24 protein-coding genes are annotated in these 22,306 nt (G+C 48.4%); 13 read left to right on the forward strand and 11 right to left on the reverse strand.

Annotation, left to right across the window (positions count from 1 at the left end; genetic code table 11):
- Nucleotides 1-344 (reverse strand): hypothetical protein (locus tag KO518_RS20045; RefSeq protein ID WP_252736324.1); only part of this gene is annotated, 344 nt, incomplete at its 3' end.
- 85 nt (nucleotides 345-429) lie between these two features.
- On the opposite strand from KO518_RS20045, the gene rsmD reads away from it, so the two are divergent.
- The gene (rsmD, locus tag KO518_RS18990) at nucleotides 430-1,017 is read left to right on the forward strand and encodes a 16S rRNA (guanine(966)-N(2))-methyltransferase RsmD (protein ID WP_216027446.1); all 588 of its coding nucleotides are present in this window, start codon (nucleotides 430-432) and stop codon (nucleotides 1,015-1,017) included.
- A 39-nt stretch (nucleotides 1,018-1,056) separates the two neighbouring features.
- Here rsmD and KO518_RS18995 read toward each other — a convergent pair whose 3' ends face one another.
- Both KO518_RS18995 and KO518_RS19000 read right to left on the reverse strand, forming a co-directional pair.
- Nucleotides 1,057-1,632, reverse strand: coding sequence for a YjaG family protein (locus KO518_RS18995; protein ID WP_216027447.1), 576 nt, complete (start codon nucleotides 1,630-1,632; stop codon nucleotides 1,057-1,059).
- A 1-nt stretch (nucleotide 1,633) separates the two neighbouring features.
- Nucleotides 1,634-2,236 carry a YhgN family NAAT transporter gene (locus tag KO518_RS19000; RefSeq protein ID WP_216027448.1) on the reverse strand — a complete coding sequence of 201 codons (603 nt, stop codon included), beginning with the start codon at nucleotides 2,234-2,236 and terminating at the stop codon, nucleotides 1,634-1,636.
- A 165-nt stretch (nucleotides 2,237-2,401) separates the two neighbouring features.
- On the opposite strand from KO518_RS19000, the gene KO518_RS19005 reads away from it, so the two are divergent.
- Nucleotides 2,402-2,584: a helix-turn-helix domain-containing protein gene (locus tag KO518_RS19005; protein ID WP_216027449.1), complete on the forward strand. Its 183-nt coding sequence runs from the start codon at nucleotides 2,402-2,404 to the stop codon at nucleotides 2,582-2,584.
- Between the two features lie 49 nt (nucleotides 2,585-2,633).
- Here KO518_RS19005 and pepB read toward each other — a convergent pair whose 3' ends face one another.
- The gene (pepB, locus tag KO518_RS19010; protein ID WP_216027450.1) at nucleotides 2,634-3,926 is read right to left on the reverse strand and encodes an aminopeptidase PepB; all 1,293 of its coding nucleotides are present in this window, start codon (nucleotides 3,924-3,926) and stop codon (nucleotides 2,634-2,636) included.
- Between the two features lie 54 nt (nucleotides 3,927-3,980).
- Between pepB and sfsA the strand changes: the two genes are divergently transcribed.
- From sfsA to panC, 7 genes are all read left to right on the forward strand, one after another.
- Nucleotides 3,981-4,685: a DNA/RNA nuclease SfsA gene (sfsA, locus tag KO518_RS19015; protein ID WP_216027451.1), complete on the forward strand. Its 705-nt coding sequence runs from the start codon at nucleotides 3,981-3,983 to the stop codon at nucleotides 4,683-4,685.
- 221 nt (nucleotides 4,686-4,906) lie between these two features.
- Nucleotides 4,907-5,356: an RNA polymerase-binding protein DksA gene (gene dksA, locus KO518_RS19020; RefSeq protein WP_216027452.1), complete on the forward strand. Its 450-nt coding sequence runs from the start codon at nucleotides 4,907-4,909 to the stop codon at nucleotides 5,354-5,356.
- Nucleotides 5,357-5,428: 72 nt separating this feature from the next.
- Nucleotides 5,429-6,331 carry a tRNA glutamyl-Q(34) synthetase GluQRS gene (gluQRS, locus tag KO518_RS19025; protein ID WP_252736326.1) on the forward strand — a complete coding sequence of 301 codons (903 nt, stop codon included), beginning with the start codon at nucleotides 5,429-5,431 and terminating at the stop codon, nucleotides 6,329-6,331.
- 61 nt (nucleotides 6,332-6,392) lie between these two features.
- Nucleotides 6,393-7,742, forward strand: coding sequence for a polynucleotide adenylyltransferase PcnB (gene pcnB, locus KO518_RS19030; RefSeq protein ID WP_256444473.1), 1,350 nt, complete (start codon nucleotides 6,393-6,395; stop codon nucleotides 7,740-7,742).
- A complete protein-coding gene (folK, locus tag KO518_RS19035; RefSeq protein WP_216027453.1) occupies nucleotides 7,735-8,238 on the forward strand; it encodes a 2-amino-4-hydroxy-6-hydroxymethyldihydropteridine diphosphokinase in 504 nt (167 codons plus the stop codon). The genes pcnB and folK overlap by 8 nt, the downstream gene beginning before the upstream one ends.
- Nucleotides 8,239-8,299: 61 nt before the next feature.
- Entirely contained in the window at nucleotides 8,300-9,094 is a 795-nt protein-coding gene (panB, locus tag KO518_RS19040) for a 3-methyl-2-oxobutanoate hydroxymethyltransferase (RefSeq protein ID WP_216027454.1), read from the forward strand.
- Between the two features lie 3 nt (nucleotides 9,095-9,097).
- The gene (gene panC, locus KO518_RS19045) at nucleotides 9,098-9,964 is read left to right on the forward strand and encodes a pantoate--beta-alanine ligase (protein WP_216027455.1); all 867 of its coding nucleotides are present in this window, start codon (nucleotides 9,098-9,100) and stop codon (nucleotides 9,962-9,964) included.
- Between the two features lie 65 nt (nucleotides 9,965-10,029).
- On the opposite strand, the gene panP is transcribed toward panC, so the two are convergent.
- Complete coding sequence (gene panP, locus KO518_RS19050) at nucleotides 10,030-11,655, reverse strand: pyridoxal-dependent aspartate 1-decarboxylase PanP (RefSeq protein WP_216027456.1); 1,626 nt, start codon at nucleotides 11,653-11,655, stop codon at nucleotides 10,030-10,032.
- Nucleotides 11,656-11,962: 307 nt separating this feature from the next.
- Between panP and KO518_RS19055 the strand changes: the two genes are divergently transcribed.
- Nucleotides 11,963-12,682 (forward strand): EAL domain-containing protein, encoded by a 720-nt coding sequence (locus KO518_RS19055; RefSeq protein ID WP_216027457.1) that lies wholly within the window; start codon nucleotides 11,963-11,965, stop codon nucleotides 12,680-12,682.
- A gap of 27 nt (nucleotides 12,683-12,709) precedes the next feature.
- Here KO518_RS19055 and KO518_RS19060 read toward each other — a convergent pair whose 3' ends face one another.
- The 4 genes from KO518_RS19060 to pdsO form a co-directional block, all read right to left on the reverse strand.
- Nucleotides 12,710-13,378: an SAM-dependent methyltransferase gene (locus KO518_RS19060; protein ID WP_216027458.1), complete on the reverse strand. Its 669-nt coding sequence runs from the start codon at nucleotides 13,376-13,378 to the stop codon at nucleotides 12,710-12,712.
- 6 nt (nucleotides 13,379-13,384) lie between these two features.
- Nucleotides 13,385-14,158, reverse strand: a complete 774-nt coding sequence (locus KO518_RS19065; protein WP_216027459.1) for an ABC transporter permease — start codon at nucleotides 14,156-14,158, stop codon at nucleotides 13,385-13,387.
- A gap of 1 nt (nucleotide 14,159) precedes the next feature.
- Complete coding sequence (locus KO518_RS19070; protein WP_216027460.1) at nucleotides 14,160-15,089, reverse strand: ABC transporter ATP-binding protein; 930 nt, start codon at nucleotides 15,087-15,089, stop codon at nucleotides 14,160-14,162.
- 213 nt (nucleotides 15,090-15,302) lie between these two features.
- Nucleotides 15,303-16,031 (reverse strand): sortase-associated OmpA-like protein PdsO, encoded by a 729-nt coding sequence (gene pdsO / locus KO518_RS19075; RefSeq protein WP_216027461.1) that lies wholly within the window; start codon nucleotides 16,029-16,031, stop codon nucleotides 15,303-15,305.
- Between the two features lie 95 nt (nucleotides 16,032-16,126).
- On the opposite strand from pdsO, the gene KO518_RS20110 reads away from it, so the two are divergent.
- From KO518_RS20110 to pdsS, 3 genes are read left to right on the forward strand one after another with little or no spacing between them, the layout of a single operon-like run.
- The gene (locus KO518_RS20110; RefSeq protein WP_256444472.1) at nucleotides 16,127-16,249 is read left to right on the forward strand and encodes a hypothetical protein; all 123 of its coding nucleotides are present in this window, start codon (nucleotides 16,127-16,129) and stop codon (nucleotides 16,247-16,249) included.
- Between the two features lie 48 nt (nucleotides 16,250-16,297).
- Entirely contained in the window at nucleotides 16,298-16,987 is a 690-nt protein-coding gene (gene pdsR, locus KO518_RS19080; protein ID WP_216027469.1) for a proteobacterial dedicated sortase system response regulator, read from the forward strand.
- Between the two features lie 6 nt (nucleotides 16,988-16,993).
- Nucleotides 16,994-19,174: a proteobacterial dedicated sortase system histidine kinase gene (pdsS, locus tag KO518_RS19085; RefSeq protein ID WP_216027462.1), complete on the forward strand. Its 2,181-nt coding sequence runs from the start codon at nucleotides 16,994-16,996 to the stop codon at nucleotides 19,172-19,174.
- Nucleotides 19,175-19,190: 16 nt separating this feature from the next.
- On the opposite strand, the gene KO518_RS19090 is transcribed toward pdsS, so the two are convergent.
- On the reverse strand, nucleotides 19,191-20,264 hold the full coding sequence (locus KO518_RS19090; RefSeq protein ID WP_216027463.1) for a CNNM domain-containing protein: 1,074 nt from the start codon (nucleotides 20,262-20,264) through the stop codon (nucleotides 19,191-19,193).
- A 141-nt stretch (nucleotides 20,265-20,405) separates the two neighbouring features.
- Nucleotides 20,406-22,082, reverse strand: a complete 1,677-nt coding sequence (locus KO518_RS19095) for a carbon starvation protein A (RefSeq protein ID WP_216027464.1) — start codon at nucleotides 22,080-22,082, stop codon at nucleotides 20,406-20,408.
- Nucleotides 22,083-22,306: the final 224 nt, after the last annotated feature.

The following is a 22,306-nucleotide window of genomic DNA, read 5'->3' on the forward strand; positions in this document are numbered from 1 at the left end:
TCTGGCTCTGGCTCTGGCTCTACACGAAGTGTTTCCGCGGTATCTGAAATGTCAGTTGTTTTTTCGTCCTTGGGCGTGGCTTCACTCACCACAACGGCATCTTCGATTGATGGGTGAGGCCCGTCTTGTTGAGATGGCGAAGTTGTCGACGGCGTGTTTTCAGATTGTGAATCAAAAGCGTCACTATCTGCTTCGTCTACCGCATCGGCCTGCAAGACATCTTCGGATTGTGCATCTGGTACAAGCGGACTTTGAGAAACCTCTTCAGAGCCATGGGATTCAGTAGTGTGTTCTTCTTGTTTAGGTTGCTTGTTCTTTTTGAACCAGCCAAAAAGTTTCGACATTGTTTGGTCAAATCCTTATTTAAACGGCAAAATTCGGCTAAACTGGCCGACTTTCAATTGGCGTTATCATACATTGTCAGACCTCATGAAGCGAGTATCCAGAAAACCTCAGGCTCAAAAGGCCAAAGCGGGCAGCGTCAGAATTATTGCCGGACAATGGCGCGGTCGAAAATTGCCTGTTGGCAATACAGAAGGCCTTCGTCCTACCACTGACAGAAATAAAGAAACCTTGTTCAACTGGCTTATGCACGAGTTGCCAGATGCACGTTGCCTGGATATGTTTGCCGGTTCCGGCAGTCTTGGCCTCGAGGCACTGTCGCGCTATGCATCACATTGTGTTTTTATGGAAAAAGACAAGGCAGTGGCAGCACAATTGGACAAAAATGTTCTTACATTGAAAGCCAATGCAACCGTGCTTCAGGGCGATGCCCTTAAGTGCGTCACGACACTGTCAGACCCATTTGATATTGTCTTTCTCGACCCGCCCTTCAATCAAGGCCTAGTGGCACCTGCATTAACCGCGCTTTTCAGCCAGGGGCTCATCAAATCTGGCACCGTGGTATATGTGGAACAAGAAAACGATGCACCCTCGGTAGCAAACCCCAAACTCAGTCTTTTAAAAGAAAAGCGTCTCGCCCTGCTGCACTATCAGTTGTTCGTTTGTACCGAATGACGCTGTGATACCAACTGCAAGGTATATGTATTTTGCCCGCTAAGCCTGGATCTCCAAACCAATATTGGAGATTCCTTCTTCCAATGCCAGTGATAACAGCGCCTCACAGACCTGCTGCGGTGAATTATCATTTTCCACCACATCCAAAAGGGCGTTTTGCAATGCCACTTCAAAGGCCATTAACGGATGGGTTTTCACCTCGTCTTCGTCAACATCACTTGCCAATAAGTACGCCTCAACACTACCTTGCGACAACTTACTGACCACGACGGCTCCCTGAAGATCCTGCTTTAGCACCAAATTAATAGCCGCAGCCAGAGCAATACTCGCATCAATTGCCGGGTAAACACCAAATGTATCGTAATCAGCGGTATCAGGCGTCACCAGCTCTACTTTTTCCAGCTGTAGCGAAAAGTTAATTTTACTTTTCGGACTCTTAACAGATTCCCATAAAAGATTCAGGCAGTTGCGGCAAACGCCTTCGTCGTCATAGCCGGTAACTTCTTTAAATAAGGCGTAATTCGGCAGCATACGCTCTAACAGCGCGGCACTAAAAGCAATCGCTCGCCAGCCTTCTAAATTACGTACTCTGGCAAAGGTGGATAACTTTTTCATTTCACTGGCTTCCTGTGGTCTGGATGAAATAATGACTGATGCCATCGAGTAACATTTGTATCGCGATCATCACCAGAATCATCCCCATCAATCGCTCCATCGCCGTCAGACCGCGTTCTCCCAATAAACGGTGAAATATATTAGAAAACATCAGAATAACAGCACTGACCACCCAGGCCGCTGCAAGAGCGATAGTCCAATCGATCATGCGATCTGGGTTTTGATTCGCCAGCAAAATTAACGCTGCAAGTGTTGATGGGCCAGCGATCATGGGAATAGCGAGTGGTACCAGAAAGGGCTCTTCGCCCACAGCAAGCCCAAGTGGATTGCCCGACTGAGGAAAAATCATCTTAAGAGCAATGAGGAACAAAATGATGCCGCCAGCTATGCTCACCGTTTCCTGTTGTACGTTGAGGAAATCAAGCACAGCCTGACCGCTATAGAGAAATATCAGCAAAATCACAAATGCAAAACACAATTCACGCATGAGAATAATGCGACGACGCTTAGGCTCAATAGTTTTCAGCACGGACATAAACACAGGTAAATTCCCCAGCGGATCCATGATCAAAAACAACATGACTGCAGCGGACCAAGTGTCCATGTTTTCCCTCTCTATGTGTGTGAATCAGGCTTTACTGAGCGAAATCAAGATTAAGTGCTATGTTTAAAAACGGTCACCGTAGAAATGCACCCACAACGTCGCGTAAAAGCGAGGATTGTCGCATTTAAACGGCAATTTTACTATTCATACTAGGAAAGAAAAATTATGAGTTTAATGTCAATTGACGAGGTCGCCAAATTTCTTGACGTTCAACCCATCCGGGTCGAGCGCCTAGAGCGGGAGCACCTTTTGATTGCGAAAGAAAAAGATGCAGACGGCAACCCTATGTTCGATCAGCAAGAAGTGGAAAAATACAAAAAACTGGCCGAGCGGCTAGGCGGCATTTGAAGCATGGCAAAGGCGGGGAAACGATCGAATGTCATCACCCCGCACCAGCTTATTCGCCCTGATAGTTTTGTAACATGCTGGCAATGGAACGAATACCAATGCCAGTAGCACCCGCGGGCATTTCAGTGGTCGCATTGCCATTGTATGCGGCAGCCAAATCCAAATGCAGCCATCCTTTGCCCTCGTTGTTCACAAATCTCGACAAAAAACCGGCTGCGTTAGATGCGCCACCGCCGCCACCGCCTTTTTGTGGTCGGCTGTTAGCCGTATCTGCGAAGGCCGACGGACACTTGTCCTGGTGCCAAACAGCCAAAGGTAGCGGCCAGAACCCTTCCTTTTCTTTTTTTCCGACAGCCAACATGGCGTCCCTGGCTTTGTCGTCAAGGCTGAACACGGCGTGATAGTCATTGCCCAGAGCCACCGTTGCCGCGCCGGTTAACGTAGCGGCGTTAATGATGAGTGGCGCACCCAGTTCAGTGGCTCGCAACAGGCCATCCGCTAATACCAGGCGTCCCTCGGCATCGGTATTGACAATTTCCACCGTTAGGCCGTTTTTGTACGTCAGTACATCACCGAGTTTATAAGCATGACCACTAATCAGGTTCTCAGCACAACACAACAACAACACTACCCGCTTGTCCAGCCCCTGACTAATCGCCAGTCCCAGTGCGCCGGTGACAGTGGCAGCGCCGCCCATATCACATTTCATGTCAAGCATACCTTCGCTTGACTTAATGCTATAGCCACCGCTGTCAAAAGTAATGCCCTTTCCAACAAGTACTGCATCTACAGGCGCGTCCGCATTGCCAGTGGGGTTATAGTCAAGCTCAAGCAACACAGGTGGACGTTCACTACCGCGTCCCACGTTATAGATACCAGTCCAACCGGCCTCTTTTAACGCTTCACCGACGACGGTTTTCACTGTTACCTTTTCTCCCGCAAGGGTTTGAATCCAGGAGGCGGCGCGATGGGCCAAATTTTCCGGTGACAAATCTTCCGGCGTGTCATTTACCAGATTACGGGTGAACAGAAGAGCAGCGTACATTTTTTCCAGCTCAGATTTGTTTTCGTCGTCAGCCCAGTGAATGCGCCCAGGGTTACGCGCCCGGGTGAAGCTTAGTGCGAAGGCCCATTGCTGATCTTTTTGCCACTGTCCTTTCAGTGCTACCTCAGCAATCCCCAAGCCGTCAATGCGACGAGCTGCCTGACGAATTTGCCGTTCTGTGTCGTTGCAGCCATGGGTGTGAATAACAGCACCATCTGCCGTCATGCTCAGGCGGGCATTTTCGCCCCACGCAGCTGGCGCTTTATCGGAGGTTAAGGAGACAGAAAAAATTGACATAACAATTCCTTTATTGGTTGATACACTACGGCAAATTATCCGATAGGTGTTTTTATGCAGTTTACTACGCCATTACTACGCGGAAAACTCATTCGTCGATACAAACGGTTTCTCGCCGATGTAGAGTTACCCGACGGCACGGAAGTGACCGCACATTGCCCGAATACCGGAGGCATGACTGGCTGCGCTGAGCCGGGCTATGAAGTCTGGTTAAGCCATTCGAACAACCCTAAACGCAAGCTGGCTTACACCTGGGAACTGGCCAAAACCCATGAAGGCCATTTTATTGGCATCAATACCCATGCCGCCAATGCGTTGGTGGCTGAGGCCATCGACAACAAAGTGATTGACCTGTTTACTCCAGTGGTTGAGTGGAAACGGGAAGTAACCCCGCCAGGATCAGACAGTCGGTTTGACTTTGTCCTGCGTCACAGTAACGGTCAGGCACGCTATCTCGAAGTGAAATCGGTGACGCTTTTGCAACACGGTCGGGGTTATTTTCCCGACGCAGTGACAATCCGAGGCGCCAAACACTGCGACACGCTGGGCAACCTCGCCGCCCAGGGAGTGCCCACCACACTGGCGTTTTGTATACAGCACAGTGGCATCAACAGTGTTAGCATTGCTGAGCATATTGATCCAGACTACGGCAAAGCCGTAAGGGAAGCTCGCGATAAAGGAATGGAAATTATCGCTCTTGGGTGCGAAATCAACGAACAAAATATAACGATAAATCAAGCACTACCCGTTATTTTGTAAAAAAGTGGTTGCATTTTCGCGAAGGAACGCCATATTTGCGGCTTGCTTTTTACCGTTGTGGTGCAACTAGTGCCAACGGCGCATTGCATCAAAGAGCACTGGAAGCATTAAATAACGGAAGGGTAACTTTGACGCTTAACGTTGCCTGAATATAGCGATTCTGCTATAGATACTCGATTGATTCAGGACATGTGGGTGTCGTAGTGTAGGAGATGTGGCACATGCCAACAGGAAAAGAAACGAAATCCCTGGGCCTTTTAGCCTTAGCCGGCCTTGAGCCTTACCAGCCAAAGCCCGATGAAGAATACATGAATGATGCACAGATGGAACACTTCCGTCTGTTGTTGAAAGCATGGCGTGATCAACTTCGCGAAGAAGTCGACAGAACCGTTACCCATATGAAGGACGAAGCCGCTAATTTTCCTGACCCCGTAGACCGGGCAGCACAGGAAGAAGAATTCAGCCTCGAACTTCGTACCCGGGATCGCGAACGCAAGCTGATCAAGAAAATTGAAAAAACGCTTAAACGCATTGAAGACGACGACTTTGGTTTTTGTGATCAGTGTGGTATCGAAATTGGCATTCGCCGTCTCGAGGCCCGCCCCACTGCAGATTTGTGCATCGACTGCAAAACCATGGCTGAAATTAAAGAAAAACAACTGCAGGGCTAGTTTACGGCATTGTGCAGTACTTTGGGCGCTGAAGCCATTCAGCGCCAGGCTTTTTAGTTCCGTTTGCTCATCATGATTGCAGCTCCCTACGTGGGCAGATTCGCTCCTACGCCTTCTGGCCCGTTACATTTTGGGTCCTTAATTGCCGCACTGGCAAGCTACCTTGACGCCAAAGCCAATAGCGGGCAGTGGCTGGTTCGCATGGAAGATATCGATGAGCCTCGCTGTATGAAGCACGCCGATGAGATGATCCTCGACACCCTGGCTTTACATGGTCTAACCTGGGACGGCGACGTCGTTTATCAATCCCGCAGACACCAATACTATCAGCGTCAACTCAATGCACTGTTAACACAACATCGGGCTTACTACTGCAACTGCACGCGGGCAATGATTCGGCAACACGGTGGTGTATACCCCGGTACGTGTCGCGATGAAAACCGTCCTGCTGAAGGTGCTGCAGTGAGAATTGAACTGGTAAATCCAATAACTTCATTCACAGACCGCGTACTCGGACAGGTTGAAATAACAGACCCACACGCACTGGAAGATACAGTATTAAAACGCCGCGACGGGTTGTTCTCTTATAACCTGGTTGTGGTACTGGACGATATCGACCAAGGCGTTACTGACATTATTCGCGGTAGTGACTTACTAACCACAACCGCTACACACTTGAGTCTCTATACCATGCTGGGCAAAGCGCCTCCCCGCTATGGGCACATACCGGTAGCATCAGTTGCAGAAGGAAGAAAGCTCAGTAAACAAAACCACGCCGCCGCGCTGAACATGCAAACGCCGGTTCGCAACCTTTGTGAAGCACTGGCCTTTCTCAATTTACCCCTTCCCTCTTCCATTTCACCCCGTTGTGTTGATGACGTGTTACAATGGGCAACTGATAACTGGCACATCAATAAGATCCCACAAAAAATGGAAATTATTGTCGCTGCCGAAGAATCCACTTATCATACGTAGTTAACTATCATTCGGAGACAACACCATTATTACGCGCGTATTTAAATCGGTTAAACGGGCACTGACGAAAGACCCGGCCTCTGATGCAGCAATACAGGCCTATACCCTACCTCGGGGCGAGCATGGTATATCCAGGGAAGATATCAGTGATAGCGCGCTGAAAGTGATGTATAGACTGAATAATGCCGGGTTTGAATCATATTTGGTTGGTGGCTGTGTCCGTGACCTCATGCTGGGAAAGTCCCCAAAAGACTTTGATGTAGTGACAAACGCTACGCCGGAGCAAATAAAAGGGCTGTTCAAGAATTGCCGTCTTATTGGCCGGCGCTTCCGCCTTGCGCACATCGTGTTTGGTAGAGAGATCATTGAAGTAGCCACCTTTCGCGGCCACCATAGCGACGATGAAAGCGGAAAGAAACTCGGGCAGCAGGATGCGGAAGGTCAGTTAGTTCGCGACAATGTGTTTGGCACCATAGAAGAAGATGCCGAGCGAAGAGATTTCACCTTTAACGCCATGTATTACAGTGTTGCTGACTTTACCGTAACCGACTTTGCCAAAGGCCGGGAAGCAATTGCAAAGCGCGAAGTTGAGCTTATTGGTGATCCCGAGACCCGCTACCGGGAAGATCCCGTTAGAATGTTGCGGGCCGTGCGCTTTGCAGCCAAACTCGACATGACGATTACCCCGCGCACTGGCGATCCTATTCCCAAACTTGCTCATCTGCTGGCCAATATTCCACCTGCCAGGTTATTCGAGGAAACGCTCAAGCTGTTCCTCGGTGGTGCAGGCGTAAACACGTTTAAGCAACTGCAATCTTACGGACTACTTACTCCGTTATTCCCCCAGCTAGACGCTATCCTCAAGGCGCCGGATAGCCGCGAATGCCAGTTTATCTACAGGGTCCTGGAGAATACTGACCACCGTATTAACAGTAATCAGCGGGTCACTCCTGCATTTCTCTATGCGGCATTGTTGTGGTATCCGTTAGAAGAACACGCACAAAAGCTACAGGCTGAAAGCGGTCTGAATCCCCACGATGCATTTAATATTGCGTCGGGGGAAGTGATTCACCGTCAAGTGCAGCGCATCATGATACCCAAGCGTTTTTCAACGGTGATCCGCGACATCTGGGTACTGCAGCATCGGCTACCACGCCGATTTGGACGCCGGGCATTCCAGTTACTCACCCACCCTAAATTTCGTGCCGGTTACGATTTTCTGGCCGTCCGTGGAGAAATAGAAGGGGGAGATACCATGGAGCTGGCAGACTGGTGGACACAGTTCCAGCACGCCGATGCTCCTAAACAAAAGAAAATGCTCACCCAGCTTCGTCAGGAAGAAGGTGGCGCCACCCGACCACGACGACGTAGAAAACGTCCTGCGGCCAAGCGGAGTGAAGGCGATGCATAAGGAACACGTCTACATTGGCCTGGGCAGTAATCAGGGCGACAGCGAAGAAGTTTTATCCCAAGCCATGGCTGACATTGACGTATTGGAAAACAGCCGGCTGTTAGCCCGTTCCTCCTTGTATGTCTCATCTCCTATGGGACCACAGGACCAACCTAACTTCGTCAATGCGGTATGCCTTGCAGAGACGTCATTGCCGCCGGCTGAGTTGCTCTGCGCATTACAAGATATAGAACAGGCCCATGGCCGCGTGCGCAAAGCCGATCGATGGGGGCCACGCACACTGGATCTCGATATCTTGCTATACGGCAATCAGCACATAGATACTCCCGACTTAACTATTCCACATTACGGCATGGCCGACAGAGAATTTGTACTCGTCCCCCTGTTTGAGATTGCACCATCAATGATAATGCCTGACGGAAAGCCCCTTGCTTTGTGGGTGGCAAAATGCAACCTGGACGGCTTAAAACGCCTCCCTACTTCCAATCAGCGCTAAAATCCGTATAGTTCGCAGTTTACAAGGCCCTGTGTTACCAGTGATCAACTGAGGTTGTTCTATGAAAAAAGTCACCATATCACGTCTGATAGCTCAAAAGGCTGAAGGCACTAAAATTACCGCGCTCACCGCCTACGACGCAAGCTTCGCGAAAATGTTCGATGAGCAGCACATCGATGTGCTGCTCATTGGTGATTCGCTGGGTATGGTGTTACAAGGTGAAGATGATACTTTGCCGGTTACGGTAACAGATGTAGCCTACCACACCCGGGCCGTGCGAAAAGGCACTCAGAATGCTTTTGTACTGGCTGATATGCCGTTTATGTCTTACGCCACCCCCCAAGACACTTTTACCAATGCGGCAACTCTGATGGCGGCTGGAGCCAGTATGGTTAAAATGGAAGGAGGTGCATGGCTGTGCGATACCATTTCCGCATTGGTTGAGCGGGGTGTCCCAGTGTGTGGTCATTTAGGGCTAACGCCCCAGTCAGTGCATGTTTTTGGCGGCTTTAAAGTTCAGGGCAGAGACAACGACAAAGCCACAAAGCTCATTGAAGATGCCATTGCCCTGGAACAAGCGGGCGCACAAATGCTGGTTCTGGAGTGTGTACCCACTTCTCTTGGAAAGGCCGTTTCAGAAGCACTTACCATACCAGTAATAGGGATTGGTGCCGGACCGGAAACGGATGGGCAAATTCTGGTAATGCACGACATGTTTGGTATCAGTGCCAACTATATGCCTAAGTTTTCGAAGAATTTTTTGATGGAAACCGGCGATATGCGTTCAGCAGTTAAAAAATACATTGATGACGTAAAGAACGGTACATTTCCCGGTCCCGCCCACAGTTTTGAGTAACATATGAAAACAATCAGTACTGTTCAGAATTTGCGTGCATTGCGCAAAGACTGCCTTATAAATCAAAAAACCGTGGGCTTTGTTCCCACTATGGGTAACTTGCACAACGGGCATCTTCAGTTAGTTAGGGCGGCAAAGGCTCGCTGCGATGTTGTGGTGGTATCTATATTTGTTAACCCCATGCAGTTTGGCGAGAACGAAGATCTAGACAACTATCCGCGCACTCTAGATGCCGATAAGGAAAAACTTCGCTCCTTAGGTGTCGATGCGCTGTTTCTCCCCTCTGTAGCTGAAATGTATCCCCGAGGTCTTGCCCAACAAACATTTGTAGAAGTGCCGGACATTTCCGCCATATTGTGTGGCGCAAGCAGACCTGGACACTTTCGGGGTGTAGCGACCATCGTATGCAAGTTATTCAACATGGTATCGCCGGACATTGCCTTTTTCGGAGAGAAAGATTTCCAGCAATTACAGGTAATTCGGTTAATGGCGAGGGACTTGTCGATGGATCTCAATATTGTCGGCGTTGCCACCGAACGTGAATCAGATGGACTGGCGATGAGTTCACGAAATGGATACCTGTCTAAATCAGAACGAGAAATAGCGCCAGCCCTGCACCAGATTCTGCTCTCGGTGCGTCAGGCAATTGCAAGTGGTGAACGGAGCTTTACGTCGCTGGAAACACGCTTCGCTGCGCAAATTGAGGAAACGGGCTTTAAAACAGATTACCTGGTTATCAGGAATGCCGATGATTTATCGCTCCCCCAAGCGGACACACCCCGACTTGTTATCCTGGTAGCAGCCTATTTAGGCAGCACCCGCCTTATTGACAACCTGACCGTAGATTTGTCTGCCGCCGAAACAGAGTAAACAAACATTTCACCATGTATAAAAGCCGCCTCAAGGGCGGCTTTTATATGCAATACACAAATACACTATACTGTTAGTAAGTCTTCACTTTTTGACAATTCTTTCCAAGCATGTCTGTCGCGCGCAATACGCGACTGCTCATCGAGAATGTTCGCCAAATCCTGTTCTGTGGTGAGCGGGTTTGCCAATACCACCCTGAACACGGTGATGGACCTGCCGTCGTAATCGGGGCTTTCTAACCGAGTTCGGGATACGAAAGATTTACCCGCTTCTCGCTGAAGTTTTTGTACATTGACCACCAGACCATCAACTTTATTATTCAACCGCGCACGGGTTTCCGGATTAGCGGTTTTGATTACTTGTCGCACATTTTCCGGGCATACCCTGTAGGTCAACAATGACAATGTCGGAGCGGTAATCAGTTCAAAATCGGGATGGGCGTCAATCATACTAGCAAAGGCTTTGGCCTTGCTGATACTCTGATCAATAAGTAGTTCGTAACCCCGGCGACCAAAAATGTGCAGAGATGCATATACCATCATGGCCATGCCATTCCTCGATCCTTCGAGAGTGGTTGCGCCAAGATCTTTTGAACCTTGCCGCAAAATGTATTGCGCGTGATGGCGTACCGTATTCGCGTCCTGGGGGTTCCTGAACAATGCCATACCAGCGCCCATAGGGACATACATTTGTTTGTGAGCGTCAATGGTCACTGAATCAGCGCGCTCTATACCTTTTAGGTGTGCTCGATGGGTTTTCGAAAATAAGGTGGCTCCCCCCCAAGCAGCATCAACGTGGAACCAACAACCCAGTTCCCGTGCCACATCGGCGAGTTCATCGAGTGGATCTACATGGCCGGTTTCTGTGGTTCCGCCCACTCCCACCAGCGCAAGAAGACGGTTGCCCTCCTCCTGATACCGCTTTCCTTCCGCCAGAGCCAGTTCCGGAGACAAAGTCTGCAGTGGACAGGGCAAAGTTATCAGGTTGTCTCTACCAATTCCCAACACATCTACGGCTTTCGACAGGGAATAGTGACCCCGTTTGGAACACATCACGCCCATGTTGTTAATGCCATAATGACGATACGCCGCAGCCAAACCTGCTTTTGCGACCCCAGCAAACCCTTTTTGCGGACCGAGTAATTTGTTTCTGGCAACCCACAATGCAGTGATATTGGCCACGGTACCGCCAGAGCAGAACGCGCCAAGTGCGTGCCGAGCACTGTGCAGATATTGCTGATACCAGTTTTCGTCCTGCCCGTAGACTAAATTGTGCATCATTCCCAGTACCTGACGTTCGAGGGGCGTGAAGGCTTTTGACGTTTCAATTTTCACCAGGTTTTGGTTCAGTCCCACCAGCAACTTCGCCAAGGGCAAATGAAAATAGGGCAGTGCTGACGTCATGTGCCCGATGAACGTGGGCGAATAGGTATTCACCGAATGAGCCACAAGCTTATTCAGTAGCGATTCCGCATGAGACGATACAAATTCTGGTGATTCAGGCACCAGTGCATCGGAAAAATCTTGTTCAATTTCTTCTAGCGACGTTTTCTTGGTAACGACATGTTGAGAAAGAAAATCAAGAATATTGTCGGACAAATGCTGTTCGATTTGTGCGAGTTTTGAGTCTTTGTGTTCCGGTTTGGTAAAGACCCGAAACAAATGTTCCAGACTGACCTGAGCTTCACCCACTCCACACACCTCTATTAAAAATTGGAGCTTACCGCGCTTCGCCCCTGGCAAAAGTACAACTCCCTCTGCACCCCGACGATTTCGTCAGTTACTATGAAAACTTAGCACGCATCATACAAAGTGCCGAACTTTACCGCAGAATCGGGGTGCAGCCAAGTAGAACTGCACACAAAACGGCGGCTAACACGGGCTAACTTTCGCCAACAAGACAACAGTGCAATTGCAACAAAGCAGTAGCTCACAGAGAATTGGTATTCTGTCATCCTCTGCTATAGTGATATAACAGGAACAGCAAAAGGCGAGTGATATGCCAATACGGGAAATAACAGAAAGCTACACACTGGAAAGTATTGTGCCTTATTTCCAGCCAATCGTCGACATTCACACTGAGACGGTATGGCGCTATGAATGCTTGGCGAGATTGATCACACCAGAACAAAAAGTATTCCTGCCCTGTGATTTTCTCTATCTCATCGAACGTAATAATCACATTCAACAACTGGCCGAAACCATGTTTTGCAAGAGCGCGGTGTACTTTGCCGAGAGTAACGTACCCTGGAATTTCAACCTCGATGCTGAAGATCTGCAAAACGACAAGCTCGTGAACTCACTCATCACCCAACTCGCCAATTACCCCAACCCTGCGCGGGTTAGTGTTGAAATCAGTGCCGATGCAGCTATACATCACCACCAGGCCTTACAGCGCTTTATCGACAAATCTATTCACAGCGGTATGGGTGTATTTATCGACAATCTGGGCAAGCACTCCGGGAACATAAAAAAACTGCTGAACTTACCTATTCGCGGCATTAAGCTCGACGGCGGCCTGCTTAAACGGCTTGAAACCCACAGCGAGGTGGAAGACTTTATTTTAAACCTGTGTGAAACCGCTTACGAAAAGCACATTAGTATCGTGGCTGAACACATAGAGGATGTTGATACGCTGGAACGACTCCGCCAGCTGCCCATTCAATACGCCCAAGGCTATGTATTCAGTAAACCCGCGCCATCACCGATAAATCACTGACTCAGCAACAGTAAGTACTTACAATAACTATTCAATCTCATCGGAAGTAATAATAAGCTGCCAACAGGGTTGACCGCTGGCCTGATATTTCCTTTCAAAAGGTGTCATAGGAGCAGCACTTCTCAGTTCCCGCATATTGCCTTGCAACCCGTAGTGCCGCACCGCTTGACTAAACTCCATTAAATACAACAACCAATTACTGCGCACTTCAATGTGTGGACACAGAGCCATGAGATCCACCATAGCCGCGCTCGCGTACCACCGCTTTTGAATTTGGCTGCTTTTAGGGTATGGGTTGGGATAAAGTAAAAAATGTTTTTTTATTGACCAGGACTGGGTTTGCGCAAGCCGCCAAAAATCATTTACGTCAGCTCTGAATACAGCATAGTTGTCTTCACCGGATTGATAGTGTTCATGCTTGCCCACACGAAACGCAGATTTGTCTAACCCGATAACTTTGCAATCCGGGAACTGGCGGGCGAGGTTAGCGGTACTTTCGCCGACGCCGCAACAAGAATCGAGAACGATATCGCCCTGCCAGTTACCGAGCCACGTCAAAACCTCATCAAAAGCCGCCTTGGTGTGGTCGCTGACAGGGCGCTTGTTCTCTGTATTTTTATAGCGTTCAACCAAAGTATCCAGCTTCTCGTGAATACCTTGCTGATTGCTGATCACCAGCCGTGAATTTCCTGACACGTCAATTTAACTCCGTATACCACGCCCTTTGGTAAGCAAGTAGTGGGCAATGGCGTATAACACCACATTAAACGCCACCAAAATACCGATAGACAGCGATACGCTGACGTCAGACACACCGAGAAAGCCGTAGCGGAAACCATTGACCATATAGACGATAGGGTTCGCTTTACTAACTGCTTGCCAAAACTCCGGTAACAATGATAACGAGTAGAACACACCACCTAAATAAGTCAGTGGCGTTAATACGAATGTTGGTACCATACTGATGTCGTCAAAGGTGCGGGCGAACACAGCATTTACCAAACCCGCAGTGGCGAATAACGTGGCGGTGAGCAGAAGCGTCACCACGATGGCGACAATGTTGTGAATTTGCACATCCACAAAGAACATAGACACCGAAGTAACGATAATACCAATGAGTATTGCCCGAGCGACACCACCACCCACATAGCCAAAAATGATTACCCAGGTGGGAACCGGTGCTACCAGCAACTCTTCAATATTCCGTTGAAACTTGGCACTGAAAAAGGACGACGACACATTGGCATAGGAATTAGTTATCACCGACATCATAATGAGACCCGGCACAATAAATTCCATGTAGGTGAAGCCTCCCATTTGCCCAATTCGGTTCCCGATGAGACTACCAAAAATAACAAAATACAAGGTCATTGTAATAGCAGGAGGTACTAACGTTTGTACCCATATACGCAAAAAACGGGTGCATTCTTTTATCCAGATAGTACTGAGTGCAATCAGGTTGTTTTGCTCGTGCATGTCAGGCATCTCCTGCGGCTTTACGGCCGTTTTCTACCAAAGTAACAAACAGTTCCTCAAGACGGTTTGACTTATTGCGCATGCTGAGTACAGGCACCCCCTGCGCGGTAAGTTGTGAAAAAACCGGATTGAGGCCAGCGGTTTTTTCCACATCTACTTCTAGTGTGGTGGCGTCAATAAGCCTAGAAGGAAAACCATTGATAACTGGCGCGTCCGCGTACTCACCTAAATCAAGAATAAATGTTTCCATATTCAATTTGGCCAGTAACGCTTTCATACTGGTGTTTTCGACGATGGTGCCTTTGTCAATAATGGCAATATTGCGACACAACATCTCTGCTTCTTCCAAATAATGGGTGGTGAGAATAATGGTGATACCCTGCTGATTAATGGTTTTCAGGAAATCCCACATTGAACGACGTATTTCGATATCAACGCCTGCAGTGGGCTCATCGAGAATGAGTAACCGGGGCTCGTGCATCAGGGCTCTGGCTATCATTAAACGGCGTTTCATTCCGCCGGACAGCGTGCGGGCAGCCATATCTTTTTTGCCCCACAAATCGAGCTGCCTGAGGTATTTTTCTGCTCGCTCTTTCGCTACAGACCGGGGCACACCGTAGTACCCAGCCTGGTTGAGAACAATCTGCAATACCGTTTCAAACTGGTTAAAATTAAATTCTTGTGGCACCAAACCAATACATGCTTTGGCTTTTTCTTTTTGAGTTTGCAGATCGTAATCGAATACTCGTACACGGCCTTCGGTGGCATTTACTAAAGAGCTGATAATACCTATGGTTGTTGACTTACCGGCACCGTTAGAGCCGAGTAGCGCAAAAAAATCGCCCTCCTCTACGGTTAAGTCAACACCACGTAAGGCCTGCACGCCACCTTTGTACAATTTTTTTAAACCCGCTATATCCAGCGCTTTCATGTTTTTCCTGCTCAATTTCGTTGTGCCTCTCATAACACATCGCACGTCAATACGTGTCATTTATGAGGTCAAGATGAATAGTTAGGGATTACGCGTTTTTCAGCAAGGCAGATTAACCTTGTCAAAAGGACTGCGAAGACGGTGAATGTTACCACAAAAAAAGCGCCCGTTGCGGGCGCGAAACGTTGGGGAGGGGAATTAAAAAGTCAGACGTTATCTTTTCGCTGTAGCAGACGGACTGCCGGGCATTACCTGCACTACGACCTTGCGATCGAAGAACGCATTCTCCATGTCGTCATGCAAACTCGCCGACTCTCCCATTGCTACGGTTTCAATTTGGGCGGACTCAACGCCACGTCTCAATAGCGTTTCTTTCACAGCACGCGCGCGCTTTTCTGATAGGCTTTGATTGAATGTAGTATCCCCCCGATTATCGGCATGACCGATAAGGCGGACCGTCAAATCTCGATGTTGCTTCAACGCGTTGGCCAACAAATTAAGCTGGGCGTCATAAACAGATTCCACCTCGTCTGAACCGGTTTTAAATTGCACGTGACTTTCCATGGCCATTACCTGCTCCTCCGGGTATGCAGTAAGCGAAACGGGCGTCATAGTGACGTTTTCTTTTAAAGCCCGCATCTCATCACGGGTAGCAAACAATTTTTGCTGTGTTGTGTTTAACGCGTGCTTTGCTGCTAACAAGTCTCGCTCTTTGTCTTTCAATTCTTCGGATGTTGATTTGTGATCGCCAATCAGTGCGCCAAAGATTCCCGCGACACCTGCGCCAATCGGACCGGCTACCAATGCGCCTATGACCAAGCCCGAGCCCATTCCTATAGCAACATTTTTGTCTTTTTCTGCCTGATAGTTTTTTGCACTAGCCATATTGGATATCACGAGTGTAGTCATCAGAACCAAAGAGAGCTGTTTTGTTCGTTTCATAATGTTTTCCTTTCACTGTGCGTTGTTAATGATTCCATTACACAAAGAGATTCTGTCTGGTTAACCGTTAAAATGGGGAAAGGTGGTGAGAAACAGTGGCAAACTTCGAAGAAAGTGGCCTTCCCGTGCCATCGGCCCAAGCAAATAAGGTAAATATGGCTAAAAAATGGCGCTATTGGGGAAATTTGCCTGAATCAGGAAATGTTAAGTTTTCCTAGTGTATAGTCATGTCTAAGTTGAAACGATTAACCCATGTTGTGAACACTATGCCAAGAACTATCGCGCTTGTTGAAGATGACCCGGCTATCAGAGAAAACTATATTGCAGCACTTCAGGCTCAGGGCTATCAGGTGAATGCGTATGCTGATCGGCCATCTGCATCAGCAGCCTTTGCTCAAACGTTGCCAGACTTAGCCGTTATCGACATAGGCCTGAAAGAAGAAATGGAAGGCGGATTTATGCTTTGCCAACAGCTTCGTCAACTGTCCCAGAGTCTGCCTATCATCTTCTTTACAGCCAGAGACAATGACGTAGATACCATTAGTGGCTTGCGAATGGGGGCTGATGATTACCTTACAAAAGACATCAGCATGGCGCATTTGCTCGCGCGCATTGCTGCATTGTTCAGAAGAACCGATTTACTTTCGTCCCCAAAACAACAAAGTGAGCAAATTCAATTAGGCCATTTGCTAGTGGATGTCAGCCGCATGACAGTGAGCTGGAAAAATGAGCCTGTGGCACTGACGGTAACGGAATTCTGGATGCTTCACGCATTAATCAAGCACCCTGGACATGTGAAAAGTCGTCAGCAATTAATGGACGAATCTCGTATGGTGGTTGACGACACCACTATTACCTCTCACATTAAGCGAATGCGGAAGAAGTTCATACAATTAGATGTCACCTTCGACCATATTGATACCGTATATGGCATGGGCTATCGCTGGCAAGGATAAACACCGTTGAAATTACGTTTTTCCATTCGCTTACAATTACTGGTGCTATCCCTGTTTCTGTTTACTATTCCCTGGCTGGGGTACCGCTATGTATGGGAACTGGAACAATACCTGCGGACAGGTCAGGAACAAACCATGATTGGCACTGCCCGCTCGGTAGCTACTGCGCTTCACGAGCGCCCGGCACTGTTCGACAGTCGATCTGCGTATTTAAAAAACGTAAGGCCAGGCACAGATCTTTACGCGCCGCCAATCCCCACACCCATTCAACTGGATGGCAAGTTCAGTGATTGGCAATCAGTTGTGGGGCTAAGCCAAAATTACAACAAGGCGCAAGTCGTCAATTGGTACGGTAACCCTCCCACCTATTTCAATGATATCAGCCTCTCATTCCGACATATGGTGGGTCGTTATGGCAAGTACTTGTATGCCATGTTTGATGTACAGGACGATACCGTGGTTTGGCGCGCACCAAATTCTCTTGCCGTGGATCAGAGTGACCATCTTCTGGTGAGCGTACTCGATGAATCCGGCTCCCTTGAGCGCTTTATTATTGCGCCTTATCAGTCGGGCTGGGTAAATGCTTACCGGCTTGATAACGACATTGACAGCTACCGCGCTATTGGCAACGAGTTGCAAATCCAGGGGCGCTGGCAGGTCAGCGAAAACGGTTATGGCATTGAATTGCGTTTCCCGCTGTCTATGACCACTGGCTCCCTGGCCTTTGCTTTGGTAGATATTGATAACCCGATGACCCGGGCAAAAAAATATGCCGTGGGTACCGCAGACCCGAATCAGGCGGACGCGTTGGGTACTGTCCTTACGCCTTCCCCAGAGATTGAACGGATCCTGTCCGGCTTAAAGTATGCCGATTCGAGAGTATGGGTGGTAGACAATCACAAGCGGGTACTCGCTAAAGCCGGTGACATTCAAACCGCCTCTGGCTTTAAAGTAAGGCGACCGTCGTCCTCTGACTATTCCTGGTGGAATACCATAGAAAGGGAGTTTCTACTGCCTTTGTACTACCATATTCTCACTAAACCGCCCGCAGACTTCGTTGACGAACTCAAAGGCGCTTACGCGTTGGCGGGCAAGGATATTACCTCTGCCCTCCTCGGGGAGCCAGACTCGTTATGGCGACTCACGCCAGACAGTAAGGCGGTCATTTTATCCGCCGCCTACCCCATATTCATCGGCGATAATGTGATGGGCGCGGTGGTAGTGGAACAAACAACAAATGGTATTCGCACTCTCAGGAACAGAGCGCTAGAGCAGTTATTTCACGTTATTTTGGCTGTTATGCTATTGGGTAGCCTTAGTCTGTTTTTGTTTGCAAACCGCATTTCCAGCAGGGTACGTAAACTGAGAGACGATACAGAAGCAATCATCGACGACAATGGCAAAATTGTGGGCAGTCTGCCACACACACGCCAGGTAGACGAAATTGACGATTTACATCATGCGTTTTCCAATGTTCTGTCGCGCCTGCAGCAATACAATTCTTATCTTGAGAATATGGCGTCGCGGCTTTCTCACGAACTTAGAACCCCAATTGCCGTGGTGCGATCATCCTTAGATACCATTGGCGAAATTAAGGACCCCGCCCAGCAGGGCTTGCTGATTGAGCGTGCCCAAAGTGGTATCGCGCGACTCAGTACCATTTTAAACAGCATGAGTGAGGCTACACGGCTCGAACACGCCATTGCTCAGGAAGACCCAGAATCATTTGACGCCAAACAGGTGATCGCAGGATGCATCGACGGCTACGCCCATGTGTTTACCGACAGAGACTTCAAACTCACATTGTCGTTACAGGACGCTGTTGTTAAAGGCTCTCCCGATTTATTTGCGCAGATGCTGGATAAAATTATTGCCAATGCCGTGGAATTTAGTCATCACAGTGACACCATCACTGTGCACGCCTGGGGGGAAAACAAAATAATGAAACTATCGGTTACCAACCCGGGCCCGGCGCTTCCCGAGGGCATGAAAGATCAATTGTTACAGTCAATGGTATCAGTACGCCCGGATGAAGACAGGCATAAATCATCGGCCCATCCTCATCTTGGCTTGGGCCTGTTTATCGCTAATATGATTGCAGCCTATCACAAAGGCAGCATCCAGCTTTCCAACTTGCCCGACAATACCGGTGTGTGCGTAATAGTCCAACTCCCCCTTTCTTCGTAAATAAGGTTCGCCAGTCCTAATCCTTGTCAGGCAAAGTGCCATCGGGCACATTTTTCATCAGCATGGCTGCTCGGCGTCGAGCCATATTTTGCGCGTAGCGGCGAATACTCACGGTGTTGTCTTTTTCGTCGACGATCTCGATACCCAACAAGTGCTCCAATACATCTTCCAATGTTACGATACCTTCCAGCCCACCGTATTCATCGACCACCATAAATATATGAATGCGCTTTTCTATGAACAAATCCACCACGTTAGATAACGGCATACTGCTCAGTACAGTTATCATATTGCGGTGATAATCTTTGAGCTGCTTGTCTTTGTTACCCCTGGCATAAGCCAGTAGTAAGTCCGACCGCATAACGAAGCCGTGTATATTTTCGCTTTCCTCGTCGGTGTATACCGGAATTCGTGAGTACTCCATATGGGAGTGTTTGTGGAAAAATGCTTCAACAGTCATGTTTTCGGACAGTGAAAACATAGATGTCCTGTGGGTCATAGCGTCCCTCACACTCACGTGATGCATATTCAACATGTTTTGCACAAAGGCGGTTTCCTTTTCTGCCAACTGCCCTTCTTGCCCTGATAACTCAGCCATTGCCTGAAGTTCGTCGCGACTTAACCCCCGCAATGGACTCTCTTCCTTGAACCCCTTGGTCAACTTTTCTGAAAACCAGACAAACGGAGCCAGAATCCACGTGAGATATTTCAGGAACCACGCCGTAGGTGCGGCCAGAACCCGCCAGTAGGTAGCACCAAGGGTTTTGGGAATAATTTCAGAAAACACCAGAATCAACAGCGTGAGAATAGCACTTATTACGCCGAGGTAGGCGTCTCCAAATACCACCGCCGCTTGCGCGCCGGCACCAGCTGCCCCCATAGTGTGAGCGATGGTATTGAGCGTGAGAATGGCAGAAAGAGGTTTGTTAATATCGTCGGTGAGATGTCGCAACAAAGTACCCGATGGCTTTTTTTCCTTTTCCAAAACAGATATGTAAGCAGAGGAAATGCTCAGGATCACCGCTTCGGCTATGGAGCAGAGAAATGAAAAGCCCAGTGCAATTAGCACATATACAATTAATAAAAACATGTGTTCCGGTTGGTTGTTATTTTAACGCTAGCACCTTACCACACCTTGAGACACTCTGTTTTACAGAATGTTGGCAGCAGTGGTAAGTTCATAACACTATGCACAAAATAACCGCCTGTAAAACGACGGCTTTGATTTAAATCACTGACTGAGTTTTTTCTCTCTTTTAAACCTGGCAATAACCGACCAGGCTTCAAGCATTACCATTACACTCACTACCAATACAACGGCATCTAAAAACACCAGTAAATAGTTTTCCTCAATCCAGTATTCCTGCAATTTAATGACGCCTGCGAAAAACGCCATAACCAACACGAAGGTCATGGGCACCAGGGTATAGATTGCCGGTCTATTCATTTTAATTAGCATTACCGAAATTACCAATAAGGTAAGGGATGCCAGGATCTGGTTGGTTGAGCCAAACAATGGCCAGATAATCATTCCACCGGATCCAGACGCTCCGCCAGCACCGAATGCCAGTAGCAGACAGGTCGCTACTGCAACCAGCGTGGCTACAATGCCATTCTTAAGAATGTTGAGATGATAAATCTCCCCCCACTCCTGGATGATATACCGCTGTAGCCTTACTCCGGAATCCATGGTCGTACCGGCAAATAACACCACCATAACGGCAAGAATGGTAGACGAAAAATCAACGGGCAAACCCCAGCCTTGCTGAATGAGATTAGCGCCACCTGTGATAAACGCGGCGACACTCCCATCGCCTAAATGACTGTACACTTCATGCCACTCTTCAGGTGATGCCGCAAGGGCTACACCACTTACCGCAACAATGGTAATTAACGCTAGACTACCTTCACCTACAGCTCCTAAGTAACCGACGAAACGAGCGTCTGTTTCTTTGTCTAACTGCTTTGAGCTGGTTCCCGATGCGACGATACCATGAAAACCAGATACCGCACCGCAAGCAATAGTAACAAACAAGAGAGGTATAATACTCGGCGTATCAATTGCGGTTTGAGTATTGAACGCCGGGGCTGTAATGTCCGGCATAGACATGAAGACGGCACCGTATAACAGCAACAAGCCTACCAACAATTGCATACCATTGATAAAATCCCTCGGCTGCAGCAACATCCAAACCGGTAACAATGACGCAATAGCTGCATAGATAAACAATATAATTATCCAGTTGGCATTGGCGGTTAGGCCAAACATGGTTTCAGGTAGTGACAAAGGTATATAGCTACCCGCGTAGACTGAGGCGTACAAAACAATGATCCCCGCGATACACATGGGAATAAGGCTGAAATTACGCTTCAATAGTTGGCCTATAATGAGGGCGACCACAATGGCAGTCCATGCCGGGAAGACAGCGTTCGGCTGACTCACAAAAGACTTGGCTATCACCACACCAAATACAGCGTTTACCATGAGGAGAACAAGGAATATTACCACCATAAAAAGGGCCCGGGATCGTTTCCCAATGACCCCTTCCGATAGGGCTCCCATGGATTTTCCTTTGTGTCGGTTACTGGCCCATAGCGCACCCATGTCGTGTACACCGGCAAAAAATATGGTTCCCAGCACAACCCATAGTACAGCTGGTACCCAGCCCCAATACACGGCAATAGCCGGCCCGACAATAGGCGCGGCGCCGGCTACCGAGGTAAAGTGGTGCCCCCATAACACAACCTTGTTGGTGGGTACGAAATCTACGCCATCGGCAAGTTCGTGGGCCGGTGTAACAAACTTCTCATCTAACTTGAAGATTTTTGTCGCAATAAACTTTGAGTAAACAAACCAACCAAGCATCATACCGATGATACCGAGAATGACGATCATAACTGATTGCATAGTGACCCCTTGATAAGCCTATTGTGGTACGCGGAAAATGTTTCTGTTTTGTTAATACTATTCTTTTACACACTATAAGCCAATGTGCCCTGCCGATTAGGATTGTCATTTAGTGTGCAAACAGTTTTGCAAATGTACAAAAAAGTCAGCTCTTCTCAATTAGTCGGTGTGCTTTTTCGTCGGTGCAGCAAAAGGCGCAAAAACAAAAAAGGCCGCTTGCGCGA

The organism is Aestuariibacter sp. A3R04, from assembly GCF_018860805.1.
In the GTDB taxonomy this organism is placed as follows: Bacteria; Pseudomonadota; Gammaproteobacteria; order Enterobacterales; family Alteromonadaceae; genus Alteromonas.

Coding starts and splice junctions, on each gene's coding strand:
- KO518_RS19070 (WP_216027460.1), bottom strand. CDS start 15,089: ATGAAAGCGCTGGATATAGCGGGTTTAAAAAAATTGTACAAAGGTGGC.
- KO518_RS18995 (WP_216027447.1), bottom strand. CDS start 1,632: ATGAAAAAGTTATCCACCTTTGCCAGAGTACGTAATTTAGAAGGCTGG.
- pdsO (WP_216027461.1), bottom strand. CDS start 16,031: ATGAAACGAACAAAACAGCTCTCTTTGGTTCTGATGACTACACTCGTG.
- sfsA (WP_216027451.1), top strand. CDS start 3,981: ATGCAGTTTACTACGCCATTACTACGCGGAAAACTCATTCGTCGATAC.
- pepB (WP_216027450.1), bottom strand. CDS start 3,926: ATGTCAATTTTTTCTGTCTCCTTAACCTCCGATAAAGCGCCAGCTGCG.
- dksA (WP_216027452.1), top strand. CDS start 4,907: ATGCCAACAGGAAAAGAAACGAAATCCCTGGGCCTTTTAGCCTTAGCC.
- KO518_RS19005 (WP_216027449.1), top strand. CDS start 2,402: ATGAGTTTAATGTCAATTGACGAGGTCGCCAAATTTCTTGACGTTCAA.
- rsmD (WP_216027446.1), top strand. CDS start 430: ATGAAGCGAGTATCCAGAAAACCTCAGGCTCAAAAGGCCAAAGCGGGC.
- folK (WP_216027453.1), top strand. CDS start 7,735: ATGCATAAGGAACACGTCTACATTGGCCTGGGCAGTAATCAGGGCGAC.
- KO518_RS19000 (WP_216027448.1), bottom strand. CDS start 2,236: ATGGACACTTGGTCCGCTGCAGTCATGTTGTTTTTGATCATGGATCCG.
- panC (WP_216027455.1), top strand. CDS start 9,098: ATGAAAACAATCAGTACTGTTCAGAATTTGCGTGCATTGCGCAAAGAC.
- KO518_RS19055 (WP_216027457.1), top strand. CDS start 11,963: ATGCCAATACGGGAAATAACAGAAAGCTACACACTGGAAAGTATTGTG.
- gluQRS (WP_252736326.1), top strand. CDS start 5,429: ATGATTGCAGCTCCCTACGTGGGCAGATTCGCTCCTACGCCTTCTGGC.
- panB (WP_216027454.1), top strand. CDS start 8,300: ATGAAAAAAGTCACCATATCACGTCTGATAGCTCAAAAGGCTGAAGGC.
- KO518_RS19095 (WP_216027464.1), bottom strand. CDS start 22,082: ATGCAATCAGTTATGATCGTCATTCTCGGTATCATCGGTATGATGCTT.
- KO518_RS19090 (WP_216027463.1), bottom strand. CDS start 20,264: ATGTTTTTATTAATTGTATATGTGCTAATTGCACTGGGCTTTTCATTT.
- pdsR (WP_216027469.1), top strand. CDS start 16,298: ATGCCAAGAACTATCGCGCTTGTTGAAGATGACCCGGCTATCAGAGAA.
- KO518_RS19065 (WP_216027459.1), bottom strand. CDS start 14,158: ATGCACGAGCAAAACAACCTGATTGCACTCAGTACTATCTGGATAAAA.